Here is a 21,151-nt window from a genome sequence, read left to right on the forward strand (position 1 = left end):
GTCAGATATTTTCTCACGGGGGGTACCCAGTATCGAAATCCGGCTACCACATTGCTGCTGAATGTGCAGGGTACGCGCGACAAATGCGAGTTCTCCGGCCGATATGGGTATCGCAGACTCGTAGCGACGACGGGCGCCTATTCTGGGCCGGTGGAATCGCTGGTGACGGCCGTGGTCGTCGATGATCACCCGTTCTTTCGTGACGGCATATCCCGCGGACTCACCCAGAGCGGGCGCGTCCGTGTGGTCGGCGAGGCGGGTGACGGCACCACGGGGCTCGAGCTGATCCGCGATGAGCAACCCGACGTCGCGGTCGTCGACTATCAGATGCCGGGGCTGACCGGAGTCGACGTCGCGCATGCCGTCACCCGTGACGGGCTGCCGACGCGCGTCCTGCTGCTGTCCGCAGTCACCGACGCCCCGATCGTCTTCGCCGCACTGGAGAAGGGTGCTGCGGGATATCTGAGCAAGGAGTCGGGACGCGACGAGATCGTCGGAGCCGTCACACGCGTCGCCAAGGGCGAGACGGTGGTCCCCGCCGAGCTGGCAGCGGGACTCGTCGGTGAGATCAGGGCACACGCCCGGGGAGACGGACCAGCCCTGAGTGAGCGCGAGCGGCAGGTACTCGAGGGCTTCGCGCGCGGTTTGTCTATTCCGCAGCTTGCGGGGGAACTCTTCATCGGCGCGTCCACGGTCAAGACACATGCGCAGCACCTCTACGAGAAGCTCGGGGTGTCTGACCGCGCCGCTGCCGTCGCCGAGGCGATGCGTCGCGGCCTGCTCGAATGATCATGCGGGGCACACGTGGGACGACGACCGCGGGCCCGCTCCTGCACCTGACCGAGTTGGTCGACGAGCCCGACATCTCCGAGATACTCGTCGACCACGCACTGCGCGGCATTCGCGTGCAGGTGGTGCTGCGCATGCTGCTCGCGGTGTTCGTGCTCGCAACGGTGTTGCTCGACCCGCCCGCCGACGGAGCCGCGTTCTGCATCGTCGTCGCCGTGCTCTATGCGATCTGGTGCGCGGTCGGACTCGTCGCGGTCTCGCGCATCCGGATCAGGATGATCCGGTTCGCGTGGCTCGCGCTCTTCGTCGATCTCGCTGTGCTGGTGGTCCTCGCCGTCGTCGCGAGCCGCTCCGACCAGACGAGTTGGACCTCTGACGTCCTCGTCAACGGGTTCGTCGTCGTGCCGATGATCGCCGCGACCCAATTGCGGCCGAAAATCTGTGCGCTGGTTGTCATCCCGACCGTCGTCGTCTACTTCGTCGCGAGCGCACTGGCCCGTGTCCCCAACGGGGAGCCGTGGTCTCTGATCGCGATGCGCACATTGGTCGTCGCGACTCTCGGTCTGGGTGCGGTGATGCTCTCGACGGTTCAGCGATCGAGGGTCTCGACCATCGGAACACTTGCGGCACAACGTGCTCGGCTGCTCGACGACACAGTCCGCATCGAGGAGCGAGAGCGTCGAGAACTGGCAGAGCATCTCCACGACGGCGCGCTGCAGTACGTGCTCGGAGCACGACAGGAGCTCGACTCGGTGCGCAACGGTAGCGACCCCGACGCACTCGACAGAGCTGACGACGCGCTCCGAGAAGCGTCGCGACTACTGCGCTCGACCCTCGGCGAACTGCACCCCGCCGTACTCGAACAAGCGGGGCTCGCCGCCGCGATCACCGACCTCGCGGCGGCGGTCGAACGCCGCACGGCGCTGCGTATCTCGGTCGACACAGTGGGCTGGCCCGCGGACCTGCGCACCACGTCGGACCCGATGCTGTTCGCCACCGCACGCGAGTTGCTCACAAACGTGGTCAAGCACGCCGACGCGCGCAACGTCGAGCTGTCCGTCGAATTCGACGACGGGATGGCCAGGGTCGTCGTCGTCGACGACGGGCGCGGCGTCGACGACGCAACGCTCGACCGCAGAGTCGCCGAGGGACACATCGGGCTGGTGTCGCGGCGTGTGCGCCTCGAACAGCAGGGCGGCTCCTTGACGGTCACCCGACGTCCCGGTGGTGGCACCGCCGCGATCGCCGAGGTACCGGCAACCAACGCGTAGGTCGCGGTACGTGCGCTCACTCGAGCGTCGAGCCGCGCTCCGACCCGTAGCCCTGTCGGTCCGATTCCGATGCCAGACGGCGGTCCAACGCGATCGGCCACTCGTGGCCGACCTGCTCATCGAGCGCCTCGAGCCGCGCGGCGATGGGCGGCTGCTGATCAGCAGAGCACTGTCGGGCCACGGTGACGAACAGTGCCCGCAGCCGACGGTGGACCTGTGCCTGCCCGTGACTGTGTCGGCGGATCTCGTCCGTGCCGATCGCGACGTAATCCGCCCAGGTGCGCCGGTAGCCACGCACCGCATTCGACCGCGTGATCGCGTCTGCGTGGACGCGCGGCGCGAGCATCAACAGCAGGTCCTCGATGTGGTCGAGAGCCAGGACGACGGTGCTCGGATCGTTGCCCGCAGTGGAGATGGCCTTCAGCGCGATATCCGAGATGGCCTGCAGCGCGGCGACCGGACTCACCGACGGCTGATGCAGATCGCCGAACAGCAGGCACCGCAACACTTTGTATTCAGCGACCGGACCGCCGCGTGGTTGCCCCACCACCGCGATCACGCCGACGTTGTGCGGCACGTTGTCGCCGACCATCACGAGCAGATCGAACCGCACGCCCCACGTCGCGGCGTAGCGTTCGAGCATTGGCACGTTGACTGCGAGAAGGACTCGGCCTCTGGACCCGAACTCGCGCAGCGTGATGACGTGCCTCGGTTCGTCGTCGAAGGTCCTGTCGCGCGTCGTCCGCGCTGTCGCCACCCGGGCGTGTGTCGCCGGATAGAGGCGTCGAATCGAGGCCCGGCCGTCAGCCGCAATCCATCTCATCAACTGTGCGACGTTGAGAACCGAACCGACCTTGGCGATCAGCGCGATGAAGAGGATCGCAGAGACCACGGTCAAGAAGGCAGCGATCGCGGTCGACGCGCCGGGAGTCCCGTCGTCGGGGCCCGACAGTGCGAGATCCATCGCGACGATCACGCTGAACACGAATGTCGCGAGAAAGAACCCGATGGACCAGCGCATCACCGGTTCGCGTTGCAGCATGGGGATGACACGTACCGAGATCTGCGACGCACCGAATTGCATCGCGAGCGTCACCGCGGTGAACACCAGACCGGTGAGAGTGGCCGTGGCACCAGCGATCACGCCCAGCACGGTCGCCAGTGTTCCCGAGTCGACATCGAGGCCGAGATTCTCGTCGATCGTGATGCACAGCACCGCCGCGACGATCGCGCACACCACGAGTACGACGGGAAGCCGCCAGGTGGGAACGACCCGCAGTCGACGCCGTGTCCGTCGCCACCGCACCGCTGTCGCAACCCTGCTGGGGACGGTGACCTCTGCAGGTGTGGTCACAGGCGATTCCGTGCCGATGCCTTCGGTCAGCACGTCCGGCGGCCGGTCGGGCACGCCGAATCTGCCCGCGAGCGCCTCCTGCACGACGATCTTCCATCGAATCAGCGGTTCACGAAGTCGCTGTTCACGACGTACCGCCTTGTCGTACTTACCCTCTCGAGTCCCGTAGAACCACCGGGCCCACGGGGAGGAAGGTCGTGCGATTCGAATGGCGCCTACCACCAGGAGAACCGGGATGAACATCCCGACCAGACCGGTCCACAGCTTGCCCTTTGCGAGCGTGATGGCCGCCAGGACAACGTTCACCGCGATACCCGCGACCACCACGATCCGTGCCGCAACGTTGGGATCGTCTCTGAATTCGTCTGCGGCCGAGGTGAGATCGAGTGGGCGGAACCCCATCAGAAACAGCGCCCCGATCGCGATGGCGACGAACACGGCGTCGACCGACGCCCTGCCCTCCTTCTCCCAGTAGACGTCTCGCAGATGCAGGATGAGTGCGAACTCGTCGAGGACGAGAGCGCACCCCACCCCGAATACTGCGGCCAGCACGCAGTCGGCGATCGGGGTGTCGAAGCGCGCCACAGCGATCAGGCCGAAACCTGACAACACCATGACGATCACGCCGAAGAACTCGTGGTGCAGATGGAGGCCACCCGGGGCGACATTGCCGGGCCACCAACTCACTTCGGCACGGATCAACCGCACGCTGATCCTGATGAACACGAAGGTCACGATGAACGCGATGAGGAATAGGAACAGCGGAAGACGGCCCGGCTCAACGATCGAATGATGGAACCAGGCCGTCATCGCAGTGCCTTCGCCTGCGCCCACAACGTCGTCTCGATGTCGATGAGCCTACTGCCCATGCTGCCGGCTGCAGGGGTGATCACCGGCAACCCGACAGCAAAACACGACGGCGAACAGAACGAGGGCCGCGACCACAGTGGTCACGGCCCTCGTGCGCTCGAGTCGCTCAGGCTGCCGAAGTGATCGTCGCCGACGAGCCGCTTGCAGTCGTCGGGGTCGACGGCTGAGCAGGCGAGACATTGTTCGTCGGAGTCGACGGCACAGCAGGCGAGACATTATTCGTCGGAGTCGACGGCACAGCAGGCGAGACATTATTCGTCGGAGTCGACGGCACAGCAGGCGAGACATTATTCGTCGGAGTCGACGGCACAGCAGGCGAGACGTTATTCGTCGGAGTCGACGGCACAGCAGGCGAGACATTATTCGTCGGAGTCGACGGCACAGCAGGCGAGACCGTACCCGTGCCGTTGGACGGCTGGGACGATCCGCCACTCGTCGATGAGGATGCGCTGTACGGCGCGGTGGCGGCGTGCGTCGAACCTCCGTGGCCGACCATCAGCGCTCCGGCGATGACGGCGATGACGAGGGCCAGGCCTGCGACGATTCCCACCACCAGCTTCCGGCGGCGGATGGGGTTCGTCGGAGCCACGGTGCCAGCGGTGGGGTTGATGCGGTCTTGAGCGGTGGTGAACATGGTGACTTCCTCGAATCTCGGTCCCGCGACCGATGCTGTTTCCTTGAACACCATTGAGTCTGCTGCCGAAATCCCCTGTCCCCCATCCGCTGTGCGGTTGATCCGATGGATGAGCGGTCATCCACCGATCAGGGGATGCGCGAGCGTGGATCACTGCAGCATCCAGACACACGACCTGAGATGCTGGAGGGCGTGAGCACACTCGTCTTCGTCCACGCCCACCCCGACGATGAGGGCACCGCCACTGCGGGAAGCATGATCCGAGCAGCGCGTGAGGGCCACAGAGTAGTCGTCGTCTACTGCACCGACGGCGATCCCGGCGACGTCCCCGACGATCTGGCGCCCGGCGAAACGGTGGTGAGCAGACGACGCGGCGAGGCGGAGGCCTCGGCGGCGATCACCGGCACCGCACGCGTGGCGTGGCTTGGGTACGGCGACTCAGGAATGACCGGCTGGGCACAGAACGACGCCGACGGCGTCTTCTCGCGAGCACCCCTCGACGAAGCGGCTCGTCGTCTCGCCGACATTCTCGACGAGGAGGACGCCGACGTCGTCGTCGGCTACGACTGGCACGGCGGCTATGGCCATCCCGATCACGTCATGCTGCACCGCACCACCCGAGCCGCGACAGAGCTCGCACACAAGACCCCTCGGTATCTGGAGGTCACGATGAATCGTGACCTGATGCGGCATTTGGTCGTTCTCGCGACTGAGATGGGCATGACCACCGGGATGGATCCCAGCGAATTGAACCCGGACACCGCCGGGGACGACGGCAATCCGATTGGAACGCCCGAGGCCGAACTGCACTGGGCTGTCGACCTCGGCGACGACGTCACAGCCAAACGCGAAGCGCTCGCCTGTCACGCCAGCCAGAGCGACGTACGTCAACTCCTGGCCCTACCCGCCGAGGTGTTTCCGTTCGTGTTCGGCACCGAGCACTACATCGAACCCGGTCGGCCGCCCGGCATGGTGCGGGGTTGGTGGCTCGACCGGGTCTGATGTCCGGCCAGGTGACCCGTACTGTGGGGCGCCCGGAGACTAGGAGGAGCCGAAGCTCGGCAGCTCGAAACCGAGCGAACCGTTTCCGCCCTTGGATACGGCAAAGTTGGTGGTGCAGCCGTGGAAGGTCACCTGGTCGACGTTCACCTTCGCGTCAGCTGTTCCACCCGGTTGGCTGGAGATTCCGTAAAGATCGACGACAGCCTTCTTGCCGTTCGAGTCCGCGGCCGCGATCAGATCGCTCAGGGTCGCGTTGTGTCCACGCGCAATACCGGGCAGGTCCCGCGTCGCCCACCATTGATCCGACGAGGCCGCATCCACCTTGCCCGCATTATCGGGCGCCGACCACACCAGCGTCGCGAAGCCACTGGGCTCACCGGTGTTGGCGCCGGTGATGCGGATCTGCCAGTTGGCATTGCCTGCAGACTTCTCGAAGCTGAGCGGCGTGTTCGCGATGTCGGCCAACGGCAAGTTGCCAGCCGAGTGATACGACGCCCGCCGTTGCTTCGATGCCGAGGTCGCCAACTCCAACGAGCCGTCGTTGTCGTTCACCTTGGCTGAGGTGATCCTGCCCGATTACGAAATTGGACTCATCGGGCGGCACAAACACGCCCACCTGAGCGATCAGACGTCGGCGGTGGCCCCGGTCAGCGGCGGGTTGGCGGCGAGGAGTGCGTTCTCCTCCTCAGTGAAGGCCCTTGCGCGAGAGAGGAATCGCACCCCTTCGGGAGCCTCGAGACTGAAGCCCGCGCCGCGCCCCTTCACCACGTCGAGAATCAGCTGAGTGTGCTTCCACAACTCGAACTGATCGCCGTTGATCCAGACCCGCACATTCGGCAGCGGCTCGGGCAGATCAATGGTTCCGACGAGGACATCGCGCTGGCCAACACGGTAGTCGCCTACCGGGTAACACATGGGCGCCGACCCGTCGCAGCATCCGCCCGACTGATGGATCATGAGCCCGCCGTGCAGCTCCGACAACTTGGTCAGGAGCTGCACGGCGGCGTCCGTGGCGATCACTCGATCAGGAACTTCCGCGTCAGCGGCTGGCGTGCTGGACTCTGCACTGCTCATCGTCTACCTCTCACTGTGATCTGAACCACAGACTAGTCGCTTTCTGGTTGCAGGCGCGTTGCACACGACGAACGCCGCCGCACAACCCGGGAAAGGGTTGCGCGACGGCGTCGATGTGTCGTCAGGGATCAGAAGAAGCCCTTGGCGTTCTGCGCGTAGCCGACCAGCAGGTTCTTGGTCTGCTGGTAGTGCTCGAGCATCATCAGGTGCGTCTCGCGGCCGATACCCGACTGCTTGTAGCCACCGAAGGCGGCGTGGGCCGGGTAGTCGTGGTAGGTGTTTGTCCACACTCGGCCTGCCTGGATCTCACGCCCCGCACGGTAGGCGGTCGCACCGTCGCGGCTCCACACTCCGGCACCGAGCCCGTACAGGGTGTCGTTGGCGATGTGGATGGCGTCGGCGTAGTCCTTGAAGGTCGTCACGGCCAGCACCGGGCCGAAGATCTCCTCCTGGAAGATGCGCATGTTGTTCTGACCGGCGAAGACGGTCGGCTTGATGTAGTAGCCGCCCTCCAGGTCGCCACCGAGGTGTGCGGCCTCGCCGCCGATGAGCACCTTGGCGCCCTCTTCCTTGCCGATCGCAAGGTACGACTGGATCTTCTCGTACTGATCGTTCGACGCCTGGGCGCCCATCATCGTCTCGGTGTCGAGCGGGTTGCCCTGCTTGATCTTCGAGACGCGGTCGATCGCCTTGTCGATGAAGTCGTTGTAGATGTCCTCCTGGATGAGTGCGCGACTCGGGCAGGTGCAGACCTCACCCTGGTTGAGCGCGAACATCGAGAAGCCCTCGAGCGCACGGTCGAAGAAGCCGTCGTCGGCAGCCATCACATCGTTGAAGAAGATGTTCGGGCTCTTGCCGCCGAGCTCGAGGGTGACCGGGATCAGGTTCTCCGACGCGTACTGCATGATCAGACGGCCGGTGGTGGTTTCGCCGGTGAACGCGATCTTGCGGATGCGGTTGCTCGACGCGAGCGGCTTGCCCGCCTCGACACCGAAGCCGTTCACGATGTTGATGACACCGGCGGGAAGCAGGTCGGCGATCAGGCTCATCACGTAGAGGATCGACGCGGGAGTCTGCTCAGCGGGCTTGAGGACGACGGCGTTGCCTGCGGCGAGGGCCGGGGCGAGCTTCCAGACAGCCATCAGAATCGGGAAGTTCCACGGGATGATCTGGCCGACGACGCCGAGCGGCTCGTGGAAGTGGTAAGCGACGGTGTCTTCGTCGACCTCCGAGATCGAGCCCTCCTGCGCACGCAGCGCACCGGCGAAGTAGCGGAAGTGATCGATCGCCAGCGGAATGTCGGCGGCGAGGGTCTCGCGGACGGCCTTGCCGTTGTCCCACGTCTCGGCGATGGCGATCTTCTCGAGGTTCTCCTCGAGACGATCAGCGATGCGCAGCAGCACCAGCGCACGCTCCGCAACGGGTGTCTTGCCCCACTCGGGAGCAGCCTTGTGCGCGGCGTCGAGCGCGAGGTCGATGTCCTCGGCCGTCGAGCGCGCGACCTCGCAGAAGGTCTTGCCGTCGACCGGCGAGGGGTTCTCGAAGTACTGCCCCTTCACCGGCGGGACCCACTGTCCACCGATCCAGTTGTCGTAGCGGGACTCGAAGGACATCACCGAGCCGTCGGTGCCCGGCTTTGCGTAGACAGTCATTGTGTAGCTCCTCAGTGCCAGTTTCTCATTGCCACACATGCCTCAGACAGGGCCTTGTGTGATCTGGTGCACAGAGTATGAGCTATGTGGTTGCAGCCACGTTGCAGTTGCGTTTGCAACGTTGCAACTCAACAAAATCCCAGCTCAGAAGCCTGGGGGCGAGCCGGTGTCGCGAGAATCAGACGCCGTACCGGCGGTCGAGGAGCCTGATCCGGCCCCCGACGAGCGCCCGATCCGGATGTCCGACCGGCAGCCGATGTTCCAGCCTGCGCCAGGCGACCAGATCGTCGCGGCCGTGCACCGACGACGTCCAGGCACGCAACACCGGGACCTGGCCCTCGGCGATCACTCGCGAGCGGACGTCCTCGCGGATCTCCTCGAAGATCTCCGTGATGCCGGGAGCGTTGGACTCCACCAGAAGTCCTCCGCGGCCGATCGCCTCGATCACCGGAACCAGATCGCCGTGGTTGGCGATCTGGTTCCGCAGGTCGCCGACATCCGACGACAATTCGACGGTCAGGCGGTACGGGCGCGATTCGATCACGTCGGTTCCCAGATCGCGACGCAGGCGGGAGATCTCAGCGCGGACGGTGACCGGGTCCACGCCGTCGTCGGCCAGCATCAACGCGAGCTGTTCGGTGTTGAGACCCTCGGGATAGTGCTGCAACAGCAGCAGGATCTCCGCGTGCCGCCGCGACAGTGCCCGGCCGCCCGGCGCACCGACACCACGCTGCCATCGATATGAGTTGTCGGCGAGCACCGTCAGCCGAGCCCGTGAACCCGTGTCAAACGTCGACGACTGCGACAGGTCGACGGCTCGCGCCTTCAGTTCACGTTCGACCACGGCGACCACCGACCGCACCGCGGCGAGCGCGAACGGGGCCGCAACCTCGCGCCCACCGGTCACGTCGATGACACCGATGACGTGCCCTGTCGCAGGGTCGTGCACCGGTGCGGCAGCGCAACTCCACTCCTGCACGGGGCTCGAGAAGTGTTCCGGCCCGACCACCTGGACGCTCTTGCCGGTGGCAAGGGCCAGACCCGGCGCGTTGGTACCGACGACCTCTTCACTCCACACCGACCCCTCGACGAAGTTGATGTGGCTGGCCCGATCACGAGCCGACGACTCGCCTTCTACCCACAGCAGCCTGCCGACGTTGTCGGTCAGCGCCAGTACGACGCCGGAATCAGCGATGTCGTCGAGCATCAGGGACTGCACGACTGGCCGCACTGCGGTGATCGGGTGCGCCTCGCGATAGCGTGCGAACTCCTCGTCAGTCATCGCCAATGACGAGTCGACGCCGGCCCCCGGGTCGATTCCGCGTTCGAGCGAGCGTGCCCACGAGTCGCGGACGACCGATCTCACCGTCTCGGGCACAGACCCGCCCGCCAGAAATTCTTCGTACGCACGACGGATCGACGAGGACACAGCTGCAGCATCTGTCATGCGCGCCCTCCGATGATCACCCCGATGTTCCCCCGATTGTGCCGTGGAAGGTGTGATCTCAGCAACAACGGGCCGCACAATGCGGACCGGAGTCCACGAGCCTGATCACAGAAGACGCCCGTTCCGACGGGGATATCGCGCCCGAAGGTAGCTGTAGAGGTAGGTGCTGACCAGGAGTGCGGCGGCCGCGACGATCGCCGGGATGAAGAACATGTTGTTCCAGGAGTCGCGCACCATGGCAATGACCCACGCGATCACGCACACAGCCGTGACCAGCACAGCGAGGAAGCGGACGACGAGGACGAGCGCGGTCACCACCGACCACAGCACAACGCGAGTCTGCTCCGACGAGCTGGCATTCACCGCACCAGCGTATCGATCTTCGATGCCCTGAGCAGGGCTGGAGAAGTTGGCTGTCCGATAGGTCCGATTTCGTGAATCTGTCTAACTAATCAAGCCGTAAGGTCAGTGGGAATGTCTACAACACCATGACCCGGGGGAGGCTCGTTTGCGACGCCGACATCGTCCACGCCGGCACGTCGCGCAGGTCCTGTTCGTTCTGGCTTCGGCGACCGCACTGGTCGCCACGGGCTGCAGCATGGACGGCGCACGTACGGTCAACACGACCGGACCGAACGCGATCATCAGCGTCAACGGCACCGAACCGCAGAACGGTCTCGTCACGACGAACACCGCAGAGAACGGCGGCGGCCGCGTGGTGGACGCGCTGTTCACCGGCCTCTACGCCTACGACGCCGACGGCAAGCCGCAGCTGGCGAACGCGGAATCGGTCGATTCCGCCGACAACCAGAACTACACAATCCATCTCAAGAGGGACTGGAAGTTCACCGACGGTACGCCTGTGAAGGCTGAAAACTACGTTCGCGCATGGAATTTCGGTGCCGCAACCAAGAACGCACAGTTGCAGCAGAGCTTCTTCGAGCCGATCGACGGCTACGACGTTGTCGCAGGCGAGAATTCGACCGCCGACGAGATGTCGGGTCTGAAGGTCGTCGACGACTACACCTTCACGGTTCGGCTGACGCAACCGAACATCGATTTCAAACTGGGCCTCGGGTTCACGCCGTTCAAACCGCTTCCCGACGTCTTCTTCACCGAGGGCGCAAAGGAATTCGGTGAACACCCGATCGGCAACGGCGCCTACAAGATGGCGGGCTCCGATGCCTGGCGACACAACGTCCAGATCAACGTGGTGCGCAACGACGACTACAAGGGTCCCGACAAGGCGCACAACGGCGGAATCAACTTCGTGCTGTACTCCAGCCTCGACACCGCCTACACCGATCTCACCTCGGGCAACCTCGACGTCACGGACACGATTCCGGTGAGCGCGCTCAACTCGTACAAGAAGGCGCTCGGCGCACACGCACTGACCAAGCCGACGGCCTCCAACCAGCAGATCGCGATCCCTTACTACCTGCCGCATTTCGCCGCGGGCCGCGAGGGACAGTTGCGTCGAGCGGCGATCTCGATGGCCATCGACCGCCCTGAGGTCACCAAGGTGGTCTTCCGCGGCGCGCGCACGCCGTCGAGAGACTTCACCGCGCGGTCGCTCCCCGGTTGGAGCGGCGACATCCCGGGCAGCGAGGTCCTCGACTACAACCCCGACAAGGCGAAGCAACTCTGGCAGGAGGCCAACGCCATCGCTCCGTGGAACGGCTCGTTCCAGATCGCCTACAACTCCGACGGTGATCACCAGGTCTGGGTCGACGCAGTCTGCAACCAGATCAAGAACACTCTCGGCATCGACTCGCACGGGGCGCCGCAGCCGACCTTCAAGCAGATCCGATCGGAGATCACCGCGAAGACGATCAAGACCGCCGCGCGAACCGGGTGGCAGGGCGACTATCCGTCGATGTTGGAGTTCCTCGCGCCGATCTTCGTGACGGGTGCAGGTTCCAACGACTCGCAGTACGTGTCACCCACATTCGACTCAGAGCTGAACGCCGCACAGCGGGCACGCTCCGACGACGAGTCCTACAGACTCACCAATGTCGCCCAGGAAACCCTGCTGCAGGATCTACCCAACATCCCGCTGTGGGACTACATCGGCGCCGGCGGAACAGCGTCGGAGGTCACCGCCCAACTGTCGTGGAACGGCCTGCCCGACTACCCGGGCATCACCAAGGAAGCGAAGGAGTGAACCGGTGACGAGATATCTCCTTATCCGACTTGGCCAGATGGTGATCGTGTTCTTCGGCGCCACCTTCCTGATCTACGCGATGGTCTTTCTGGTGCCGGCCGATCCCATCGCGGCGCTCGGCGGCGGAAAACCCATGTCGCCCGCGCTCATCGCGCAACTGCGCGCCCAGTACCACCTCGACCAACCGTTCTACGTCCAGTACTTCAACTACATCGGCGGGGTGTTCCACCTCGACTTCGGCACCTCCTTCTCCGGACAACCGGTATTCGACGTGATGAAGCGCGCATTCCCAGTCACGGTGAACCTGACGCTGATCGCGCTGGTCGTCGAAACCATCGGCGGTGTGGTGTTCGGTGTGATCTCCGGGCTGAACAAGGGTCGCTGGTACGACACCGCGATCCTGATCGTCACCCTGATCATCATCGCGATCCCGATCTTCGTGCTCGGCTTCGTCGCGCAGTATCTACTCGGCGTGAAGTGGCACCTGTTCCCGGTCACCGTCGGCGGCAACCTCGACTTCTACCACCTGATACTTCCCGGATTCGTGCTCGGCGCAGTCTCTTTCGCCTACATCGTGCGCCTCACGCGCTCCGAGGTCGCCGACAATCTGACCGCAGACTATGTGCGTACAGCGTCGGCCAAGGGGTTGCGCCGCCCCCGGGTGATCACGGTGCACGTCCTACGTAATTCGTTGATCCCGGTCGTCACGTTCATCGGCACGGATGTCGGCGTGCTGATGGGCGGAGCCGTCGTCACCGAGGGCATCTTCAACATCCCCGGCGTCGGCGGGACGATCTATCAAGCGGTCATCCGTGGCGAGGCGCCGACGGTCGTCTCGTTCGTGACAGTGCTCGTCCTGATCTACCTCGTCTGCAACATCGTCGTCGACTTGCTCTATGCCGCACTCGATCCGAGGATTCGCTATGCCTGACACACCACGCACCGATGCACTCAAGAGGGGCGAGGTTCCCAACGCCGCCCGGAGTGTCTTCCCCGGCCAGGACCGGTTCGTCGCCGACGTCGACGACGTCGAGCTGCGCAAGGTCGACGAGTTCGTCGACGACGTCGACCCCGCCGGCTTCTGGAAGTCGGCCTGGCAGGAGATCCGCACCAAGCCGGTGTTCATCATCTCGATGATCCTCCTGGTCATCATCTTGCTGATCGTCGCGTTCCCCGGCCTCTTCGCACACCAGGACCCGCAGTACGCGAATCTCGAGGATTCGCTGCTCTCACCGAGTTCCGCGCACTGGTTCGGCACCGACCTCCAGGGACACGACATCTACTCGCGAGTGATCTACGGCGCCCGCGACTCGGTACTCGTCGGCATCCTGACCACGTTGGCTGTCGTGATCGTCGGCGGACTGCTGGGCGTCTTCGCGGGTTTCTACGGCGGTTGGCTCGACTCCGTCATCTCGCGCCTCGCCGACATCTTCTTCGCGATCCCGCTCATCCTCGCCGCCGTGGTAACGATGCAGATGGTCTCGGCTCGTACCGTCTACACGGTTGTGGTGGTGCTCGCCATCTTCAGTTGGCCCCAGATCGCCCGCATTGCACGCAGTTCGGCGATCTCGGCTCGCAACGAGGAGTTCGTCGACGCCTCACGCTCACTGGGCTCGACACGACTGCGCACGCTGTTCACGCACGTCATACCCAACTCACTCGGCCCGGTCATCGTGATCTCGACGATCTCGCTCGGCGTCTTCATCGTCACCGAGGCGACCCTGTCGTACCTGGGTATCGGCCTGCCGTCGACCGCCGTCTCGTGGGGCATCGACATCGCCGCGGGTCAGCAGCTGCTGCGTGAGGGCCAGCCGATCCTGTTCTACCCCGCTGCCGCACTTGCCATCACGGTGCTGGTGTTCATGATGCTCGGTGACGTACTGCGCGACGCGCTCGACCCGAAGGCGAGGACCCGCTGATGACGACCGACACACGGTACTCCGAGGACACCTCGGAGAACGAGGCCGCCGCATCTACGCCGCTGCTCGAGATCAAGGACCTGCGAGTCGATTTCCACTCACGGGGCCGCGACGTCCCCGCTGTGCGCGGCGTCGGACTCACGGTGTATCCCGGTCAGACCGTCGCGATCGTCGGCGAGTCCGGCTCGGGCAAATCGACGACGGCCGCGGCGGTCCTCGGCCTGCTGCCGGGCAACGGTGCGGTGACCGGTGGCCAGATCCTGTTCGACGGCAACGATCTCGCACATGCGTCGCGGCGTGAGTTCGAGAAGGTCAGGGGTAGCGGGATCGGACTCGTGCCACAGGATCCCAATACCAACCTCGACCCGGTGTGGCGAGTCGGCTTCCAGGTCCGCGAGACGCTCGTGGCCAACGGTGCGGCCACCCGCGGCGAGGCCCGCACTCGCGCAGTCGAAGTGCTCCGTCAGGCGGGCCTACGCGATCCCGAGAAGCGCGCCGCGCAGTATCCGCACGAGTTCTCCGGCGGTATGAAGCAGCGCGCGCTCATCGCCATCGGCCTCGCCGGTAAACCCAAGCTGCTCATCGCCGACGAACCGACCTCGGCACTGGACGTCACGGTGCAACGCGAGATCCTCGACCACCTCGAGTCGCTCACCGACGAACTCGGCACGGCCGTCCTGCTGATCACCCACGACCTCGGCCTGGCCGCAGAGCGCGCCAGTCACCTCGTGGTGATGTACCGCGGCCGCATCGTCGAATCCGGTCCGGCGCAAGAGATCCTCACCAATCCGCACCACGAGTACACCAAACGTCTCGTCGCGGCCGCGCCGTCACTGTCGTCGCGCCGCGCCGACCGGCACACTCCCGCCGAGCCGACCGCAACCTCCCCGCTGGCCGAGCCGACCACAACCTCCCCGCTGGCCGAGCCGACCACAACCTCCCCGCTGGTCGAGCCGACCGCAACCTCCCCGCTGGCCGAGCCGGCCACAACCTCCCCGCTGGTCGAGCCGGCCACAACCTCCCCGCTGGTCGAGCCGGCCACAACCTCCCCGCTGGTCGAGCCAGCCACAACCTCCCCGCTGGCCGAGCCGGCCGCGAGCGCAGCGAGCAGCCGCGTCGAGGCCACGCCCGACTCCGCAGTGGTCGTCGCGGCGAACCTGGTGAAGGACTTCCCGATTCGCAGTTCGGTGCCGTTCCGCAAGGCAACGCCGTTCCGCGCCGTCGACGACGTGAGTTTCACACTCGACCGTGGCACAACGACGGCCGTCGTCGGTGAATCCGGGTCCGGCAAGTCGACCGTGGCGCGCATGGTCCTCGGTCTGATCGAACCGACGTCGGGCACCGTGCACTTCGACGGCGACGACGTGACCTCGTTGACGGGCACGCGTGCGAAGGCTTTTCGACGCCGTGTGCAGCCCGTGTTCCAGAACCCCTACGGCTCACTCGACCCGATGTACTCGATCTACCGCGCGATCTCCGAGCCGCTCGTCGTGCACAAGATCGGTGACAAGAGCTCGCGCATCGCCCGGGTCCGCGAACTGCTCGACCTGGTCGCGCTGCCGTCGTCGGTGATGCAACGATTCCCGAACGAGCTCTCGGGTGGCCAACGTCAACGAGTCGCCATCGCCCGCGCACTCGCACTCAATCCCGAGGTCGTGGTGTGCGACGAGGCGGTGTCGGCGCTCGACGTGCTCGTCCAGGAGCAGATCCTCACCCTCCTCGACGACCTGCAGCGCGAACTCGACCTCACCTACCTGTTCATCACGCACGACCTCGCCGTCGTCCGGCAGATCGCCGATCGCGTGCTGGTCATGCAGAAGGGCAAGGTCGTCGACAGCGGCACCGCCGACGACGTCTTCGACAATCCGACGTCGGACTACACGCGTGAACTGCTCGCGGCGATCCCGGGACGGGATCTCGAAGTTCACCAGTAGTCCTCGCCTCTGCCTTCGGCGAGGACCACAATGGTGTTCATGAAGACGTTGCTGAACATCATCTGGTTGGTGCTGTGCGGGTTCTGGATGGCGTTGGGCTATGTCATCGCGGGCATCATCTGCTGCATCCTGATCATCACCATCCCATTTGGTATCGCGTCGTTCCGGATGGCCAACTACGCGCTGTGGCCTTTCGGACGCACCGTGGTCCGCGATCCCGAGTCGGGTGCGTGGTCGGTGATCGGCAATGTCATCTGGATCATCGTGGCCGGGCTGTGGCTGGCCATCGGCCATCTGACCACCGGCATCGCGATGTGCCTGACGATCATCGGCATCCCGCTGGGTATCGCGAGTTTCAAGATGATCCCCATCTCGCTGATGCCGCTCGGGGCGAGGATCGTGCCCAGTGGGTCGACCTCGATCGATTCCGTGATGGCCGCTCCGAGAGCGGCGTGATCCGGTGACCGCGATGCGGCCGAGACACAGTGTTCGATCCCACCCATCCGCACCGGTGTCCGGATCCGAACACCGGGCATGACACCGCGCCAACGTTCCACGCCACCGTCGACAGTCGCCGTCGTCGGTAGTGGAGTGGCCGGTCTCACCGCGGCGCATGTCCTGTCGACGCGCGCACGCGTCTCACTGTTCGAGGCCGACGACCGGCTCGGCGGCCATGCGCACACCCATTCCGTCGCGATGCCCGACGGCAGTGCCGTCGGCGTCGATTCAGGGTTCATCGTCCACAACGACCGCACCTATCCGACGCTGCTGCGGCTGTTCGCCGAGCTCGGCGTCGACACGCAAGAGACCGACATGTCGATGTCGGTCTCCTCGCGCGTCAGCGGCCTCGAGTACGCGGGTGCCCTCGGACCCTCCGGACTCTTCCCGACACCGCGGAACCTCACCCGGCCCCGATATCTCCGCATGCTCGGGGAGGTCGTGCGGTTCCACCGCGCGGCACGCACGCTGCTCGACACGCCGGACTCTGACGAACCACTCGACGACTTCCTCGATCGTGAGCACTTCTCGACCTACTTTCGTGAACACTTCATGTTGCCTCTCGTCGCGGCGGTGTGGTCGTGCGACGCCGCGTCCGCGAGTCGCTACCCGGCGCGCTACCTGTTCACGTTCCTCGACCACCACGGCATGCTGTCGGTGTTCGGTTCGCCGACCTGGCGCACGGTGACGGGAGGATCGAGGCAGTACGTGCAGGCGGTCGCCGACGGGATTCGACGCCGGGGTGGCGACGTGCACGTCGACACTCCGGTTCGCCACATCGCAGAGAAAGAAGACGGGACGGTCGAACTCGTCACCTCGGCAGGTCCCGCTCGGTTCGACGCCGTCGTACTCGGCACCCATCCGCATCAGGCTCTGCGACTACTCGACGCACCGACAGCCGAGCAGCGTCGAGTGCTTTCGGCAATCGAGTACTCGCCGAAACCCGCAGTGCTGCACTCGGATACATCGGTGATGCCGCGAGCCAGACGTGCCTGGGCGTCGTGGAACTATCAGATCCACGACGACGGGTCCGGCGTGGTCGACGACTCACAGGTCGCCGTCACCTACGATCTGACCCGCCTCATGCGACTCGATCCCAATCATCCACGCATGCTCGTCACGCTGGGACGCACCGATCTCGTCGACCCGACGACGATCATCGCGTCGATGACATATGAGCACCCCGTCTACACCACGGAATCGGTTGCAGCACAAGCACTCCTACCTGACATCGACACCGACTCGGTGGTCTTCGCGGGCGCCTACCACGGCTGGGGTTTCCACGAGGACGGCGCACTGTCGGGTACCCGCGCCGCCGCACGTCTCGGTGTCGTATGGGATGCACCACAACCGGTCAACGCCGACGACGAACGGGAGCCGGCATGACGAACTCCCCCACATCCGGCTTCACCGCACAACTCGTCCGCACTCGGATCACGCACACCCGCACCACCCCTATCCGGCACGCGTTCACCTACCGCAGTGTGTCGTGGCTGGTCGACATCGACGATCTCCCGACGGTTCCGGCCCCGCTGAGAGCCTTTGCGCGGTTTCGTGCGGCCGACCACTTCCCTGAACCGATGATCGACGACCAGACCCTGCGCGACCGGCTGACCGCGCATCTGCTCAGTGTCGGCGTCGAACCGCCAAACGGCAGGGTGGTCGCACTGATGTCGCCGCGGGTCGCGGGATACGTCTTCAATCCGCTGAGTGTGTTCTGGTGTCACCACGCCGACGGCTCGCTCGCGTTCGCGGTGGCCGAGGTCCACAACACCTACGGCGGACGTCACTGCTACGTCGTCGATCTCGACGACCACGGGCGCGCCGAAGTCGACAAGCAGTTCTACGTCTCGCCCTTCAACGACGTCTCCGGGCACTACCGACTGCGGATGCCGCCGCCCACCGGCGATCGGGTGGCCGTGTCCATCGTCCTCGAACGTGCCGGACATGCGCCGTTCGTCGCCTCGCTGTCCGGACGCACCGAGCCGGCGACGCCGCGCGCCGTGCTGGCGACGCAGGTCCGCACGCCACTTGTCCCCCTGGTGGTCTCGGCTCGTATCAGGTTTCAGGGAATCCGACTGTGGGCCAAGCGACTTCCGATCGTTCCCCGTGACGGCCTTCGCGGCCACACCGTTCCACGTGAAACCGACCCCTCCGACGGCCCGCTGGTCGAGCATCCCCAACCGCTGGCCGGGCGGGCCGCGAGTGCGGCGAGCAGCCATGTCGAGACCACCCACTATCCGAAAGGTCACCGATGAGTAGTCCCACCACCGACTCCGATTCGTCGGGCACCGAGTCGCGTGCACTCGGCACCGACCTCTCCGCTGCCGACGCACGCCGCTGGCCCGACGTCGCCGCGGTGCCAACCGGAACGGCGGCCCGCATCCGCGGCCGAGCTGCCGCATGGTTGTTCCGCCATGCCACGGCCGGAATCGGCGTGCGCATCGAATTGCCCGACGGGTCACGACGAGGATCGAAGACCGACGAGGTGTTGCCCCGCATGATCGTCCGACGGCCTGTGGCGTTCTCGCGTCGGGTCGGCTCGCTCGGTCTCATCGGGTTCGGCGAGTCGTTCATGGCGGGCGATTGGACCACCGACGACCTCGTCGGAGTCCTCACACCGTTCGCCGAACGAGTCGCGCGACTCGTCCCCAAGCCGCTGCAGACGCTGCGGTCGCTGGTCCTTCCCCGACATCCCGCTGACGAGGAGAACACGACCACCAACACGCGCACCAACATCGCACGGCACTACGACCTGTCGAACGACCTGTTCGCGACCTTCCTCGACGAGACGATGACGTACTCGAGTGCACTGTTCGAACCCGGACTCACCGCCGCGGACGCACCTGCTGCACACCCTCAACCCAGCCTGGCGACCTGGGATGACCTCGCCGACGCTCAGCGACGCAAGATCGACCGCCTTCTCGACGCCGCAGGTGTCGGCGCGGGCACCAGGGTTCTCGAGATCGGCACCGGCTGGGGTGAGCTCTGTCTACGTGCGGCGGCACGCGGCGCCACAGTCAGATCGGTGACGCTCTCGAGTGAACAGCGCGCCCTCGCCATGCAGCGCGTCGAGCAGGCGGGCTTCGCCGACCGCGTGCAGATCGACCTCCTCGACTACCGGCACGTCACCGGAACCTACGACGCGGTGATATCGGTGGAGATGATCGAAGCGGTCGGCGAGAAGTACTGGCCCGTCTACTTTTCGACGATCGACAGGGTTCTCGCACCAGGCGGACGAGTCGCCATCCAGGCGATCACCATGCCGCACGACCGGATGCGCGCATCCCGGAACACCTACACCTGGGTGCACAAGTACATCTTCCCCGGCGGACAACTCACCTCACTGCCTGCCCTCCGCGACGTCACCACCGAACACACACGACTCCGCCTGCGCGACAACCTCTCCATGGGCGCGCACTATGCGGAGACGTTGAGACTGTGGCGTGAACGCTTCACGGCGCGTCGTGCCGACGTCGCAGCGCTCGGATTCGATCCGACGTTCATGCGGATGTGGCAGTTCTATCTCGCTTACTCGGAGGCGGGCTTTCGCGCCGGGTACCTCGATGTCCACCAGTTGGTGTTCACCCGCGACGAACCCCAGGACGTGCGCCCGTGACCGGGCTGACCGGCTGGGCCGGGTTCGGAGTGGTCACCGGAGCGTCGCTGCTCTTCATCCTCGTGCTGCAGGCCATCACGTTCGCCATCGGCCGACGTCTGGGCCACTACAACGTCGTCGACGTCATCTGGGGATTCGGCTTCGTCGGCATCGGCTGGCTTGCGCTGATCCTCGGTGGAGGTGATGCGACGAGGCGCTGGATTCTCGCCATCGCCGTCAGTATCTGGGGCCTTCGACTGACCTGGCACATGGTCGGCAAGGTCCGTGGCAAGGGTGAGGACCCGCGGTACGCGAAGATCCTCGGCGAGAACCCCTCGGCTGGCCTGGTCATCCGCAAGATCTTCGGGACCCAGGCCGCGGCGCAGTGGTTCGTCTCCCTGCCGCTGCAGGTGTCGTCGGTAACCCATGCCACGCATGGGATCTGGTGGATCGTGCTGATCGCGGGCGTTCTCGTGTGGGCTGTGGGTATCACCTTCGAGGCCGTCGGCGACGCGCAGATGAAAGCGTTCAAGGCCGACCCGGCCAACAAGGGCACGATCATGGATCGCGGGCTGTGGGCATGGACCCGTCACCCGAACTACTTCGGCGACTCTGCCGTGTGGTGGGGCATGTGGCTCATCGCCGCGTCCGCGTGGCCGGGCGTTGTCACGGTGCTCTCGCCGGTCGTGATGACCTACTTCCTGGTGTATGCGACCGGCGCACGGCTGCTCGAACAGTCGATGAGCAAGCGCGACGGCTACCCCGAGTACCAACGACGTACCTCGTATTTCTTCCCTCTGCCGCCGAAGAAGGGTGAGGGGGCGGGTAGTCAGGGATCCACCCCATGACCGCCCTGCTCACCGCGCCTCGATGGTCGGCGACAGACCCCGGCTGGTTGAGGCCCGACACGTCGCCAATTAGGGTGAACTGCGATGAACGCAGAGG

The 21,151-nt window shown here is 65.2% G+C and carries 20 protein-coding genes; 14 read left to right on the forward strand and 6 right to left on the reverse strand.

Annotated features, from left to right (window positions below; translation table 11 throughout):
• Positions 1–150: 150 nt before the first annotated feature.
• Both LK459_RS08350 and LK459_RS08355 read left to right on the forward strand, forming a co-directional pair.
• On the forward strand, positions 151–789 hold the full coding sequence (locus LK459_RS08350; protein WP_039994316.1) for a response regulator: 639 nt from the start codon (positions 151–153) through the stop codon (positions 787–789).
• The gene (locus LK459_RS08355; protein WP_007240071.1) at positions 786–2,060 is read left to right on the forward strand and encodes a sensor histidine kinase; all 1,275 of its coding nucleotides are present in this window, start codon (positions 786–788) and stop codon (positions 2,058–2,060) included. Before LK459_RS08350 ends, LK459_RS08355 begins: the two co-directional genes overlap by 4 nt.
• Positions 2,061–2,076: 16 nt before the next feature.
• Here the strand turns inward: LK459_RS08355 and LK459_RS08360 are convergent, their stop codons facing one another.
• Complete coding sequence (locus LK459_RS08360; protein WP_227922722.1) at positions 2,077–4,224, reverse strand: DUF2254 family protein; 2,148 nt, start codon at positions 4,222–4,224, stop codon at positions 2,077–2,079.
• Positions 4,225–4,260: 36 nt separating this feature from the next.
• Between LK459_RS08360 and LK459_RS08365 the strand changes: the two genes are divergently transcribed.
• The 3 genes from LK459_RS08365 (at position 4,261) to LK459_RS08375 (ending at position 5,920) form a co-directional block, all read left to right on the forward strand.
• A complete protein-coding gene (locus LK459_RS08365; protein WP_169315827.1) occupies positions 4,261–4,407 on the forward strand; it encodes a hypothetical protein in 147 nt (48 codons plus the stop codon).
• A 56-nt stretch (positions 4,408–4,463) separates the two neighbouring features.
• Positions 4,464–4,904, forward strand: a complete 441-nt coding sequence (locus LK459_RS08370; RefSeq protein ID WP_227922723.1) for a hypothetical protein — start codon at positions 4,464–4,466, stop codon at positions 4,902–4,904.
• 206 nt (positions 4,905–5,110) lie between these two features.
• On the forward strand, positions 5,111–5,920 hold the full coding sequence (locus LK459_RS08375) for a PIG-L deacetylase family protein (RefSeq protein ID WP_039994325.1): 810 nt from the start codon (positions 5,111–5,113) through the stop codon (positions 5,918–5,920).
• Between the two features lie 39 nt (positions 5,921–5,959).
• Here LK459_RS08375 and LK459_RS08380 read toward each other — a convergent pair whose 3' ends face one another.
• The 5 genes from LK459_RS08380 to LK459_RS08400 all read right to left on the reverse strand — a co-directional run bounded on the left by LK459_RS08380 (position 5,960) and on the right by LK459_RS08400 (position 10,456).
• Positions 5,960–6,391 (reverse strand): beta/alpha barrel domain-containing protein, encoded by a 432-nt coding sequence (locus LK459_RS08380; RefSeq protein WP_322590818.1) that lies wholly within the window; start codon positions 6,389–6,391, stop codon positions 5,960–5,962.
• A 153-nt stretch (positions 6,392–6,544) separates the two neighbouring features.
• Complete coding sequence (locus LK459_RS08385) at positions 6,545–6,994, reverse strand: DUF779 domain-containing protein (RefSeq protein WP_007239008.1); 450 nt, start codon at positions 6,992–6,994, stop codon at positions 6,545–6,547.
• A gap of 128 nt (positions 6,995–7,122) precedes the next feature.
• Positions 7,123–8,646 carry an acetaldehyde dehydrogenase ExaC gene (gene exaC / locus LK459_RS08390; protein WP_007239009.1) on the reverse strand — a complete coding sequence of 508 codons (1,524 nt, stop codon included), beginning with the start codon at positions 8,644–8,646 and terminating at the stop codon, positions 7,123–7,125.
• Positions 8,647–8,824: 178 nt separating this feature from the next.
• Positions 8,825–10,093, reverse strand: coding sequence for a helix-turn-helix domain-containing protein (locus tag LK459_RS08395; protein WP_039994058.1), 1,269 nt, complete (start codon positions 10,091–10,093; stop codon positions 8,825–8,827).
• A gap of 105 nt (positions 10,094–10,198) precedes the next feature.
• Positions 10,199–10,456 carry a hypothetical protein gene (locus LK459_RS08400; RefSeq protein WP_039994059.1) on the reverse strand — a complete coding sequence of 86 codons (258 nt, stop codon included), beginning with the start codon at positions 10,454–10,456 and terminating at the stop codon, positions 10,199–10,201.
• 235 nt (positions 10,457–10,691) lie between these two features.
• On the opposite strand from LK459_RS08400, the gene LK459_RS08405 reads away from it, so the two are divergent.
• The 9 genes from LK459_RS08405 (at position 10,692) to LK459_RS08445 (ending at position 21,054) form a co-directional block, all read left to right on the forward strand.
• On the forward strand, positions 10,692–12,257 hold the full coding sequence (locus LK459_RS08405) for a peptide ABC transporter substrate-binding protein (protein ID WP_007239012.1): 1,566 nt from the start codon (positions 10,692–10,694) through the stop codon (positions 12,255–12,257).
• A 37-nt stretch (positions 12,258–12,294) separates the two neighbouring features.
• A complete protein-coding gene (locus LK459_RS08410) occupies positions 12,295–13,188 on the forward strand; it encodes an ABC transporter permease (protein ID WP_039994061.1) in 894 nt (297 codons plus the stop codon).
• Positions 13,181–14,176: an ABC transporter permease gene (locus tag LK459_RS08415; protein ID WP_007239014.1), complete on the forward strand. Its 996-nt coding sequence runs from the start codon at positions 13,181–13,183 to the stop codon at positions 14,174–14,176. The genes LK459_RS08410 and LK459_RS08415 overlap by 8 nt, the downstream gene beginning before the upstream one ends.
• Positions 14,176–16,110, forward strand: coding sequence for a dipeptide ABC transporter ATP-binding protein (locus tag LK459_RS08420; RefSeq protein WP_227922725.1), 1,935 nt, complete (start codon positions 14,176–14,178; stop codon positions 16,108–16,110). Before LK459_RS08415 ends, LK459_RS08420 begins: the two co-directional genes overlap by 1 nt.
• A gap of 39 nt (positions 16,111–16,149) precedes the next feature.
• Complete coding sequence (locus tag LK459_RS08425; protein ID WP_039994079.1) at positions 16,150–16,566, forward strand: YccF domain-containing protein; 417 nt, start codon at positions 16,150–16,152, stop codon at positions 16,564–16,566.
• A 78-nt stretch (positions 16,567–16,644) separates the two neighbouring features.
• Positions 16,645–17,994 (forward strand): NAD(P)/FAD-dependent oxidoreductase, encoded by a 1,350-nt coding sequence (locus tag LK459_RS08430; protein ID WP_051997970.1) that lies wholly within the window; start codon positions 16,645–16,647, stop codon positions 17,992–17,994.
• Positions 17,991–18,866, forward strand: a complete 876-nt coding sequence (locus LK459_RS08435) for a DUF1365 domain-containing protein (protein ID WP_007239064.1) — start codon at positions 17,991–17,993, stop codon at positions 18,864–18,866. Before LK459_RS08430 ends, LK459_RS08435 begins: the two co-directional genes overlap by 4 nt.
• The gene (locus tag LK459_RS08440) at positions 18,863–20,227 is read left to right on the forward strand and encodes a class I SAM-dependent methyltransferase (protein ID WP_007239065.1); all 1,365 of its coding nucleotides are present in this window, start codon (positions 18,863–18,865) and stop codon (positions 20,225–20,227) included. Before LK459_RS08435 ends, LK459_RS08440 begins: the two co-directional genes overlap by 4 nt.
• The gene (locus LK459_RS08445; protein WP_007239066.1) at positions 20,224–21,054 is read left to right on the forward strand and encodes a DUF1295 domain-containing protein; all 831 of its coding nucleotides are present in this window, start codon (positions 20,224–20,226) and stop codon (positions 21,052–21,054) included. Before LK459_RS08440 ends, LK459_RS08445 begins: the two co-directional genes overlap by 4 nt.
• The last annotated feature ends 97 nt before the right edge of the window (positions 21,055–21,151 follow it).

This window comes from Gordonia otitidis (genome assembly GCF_020735545.1).
GTDB classification, from domain to species: Bacteria; Actinomycetota; Actinomycetes; order Mycobacteriales; family Mycobacteriaceae; genus Gordonia; species Gordonia otitidis.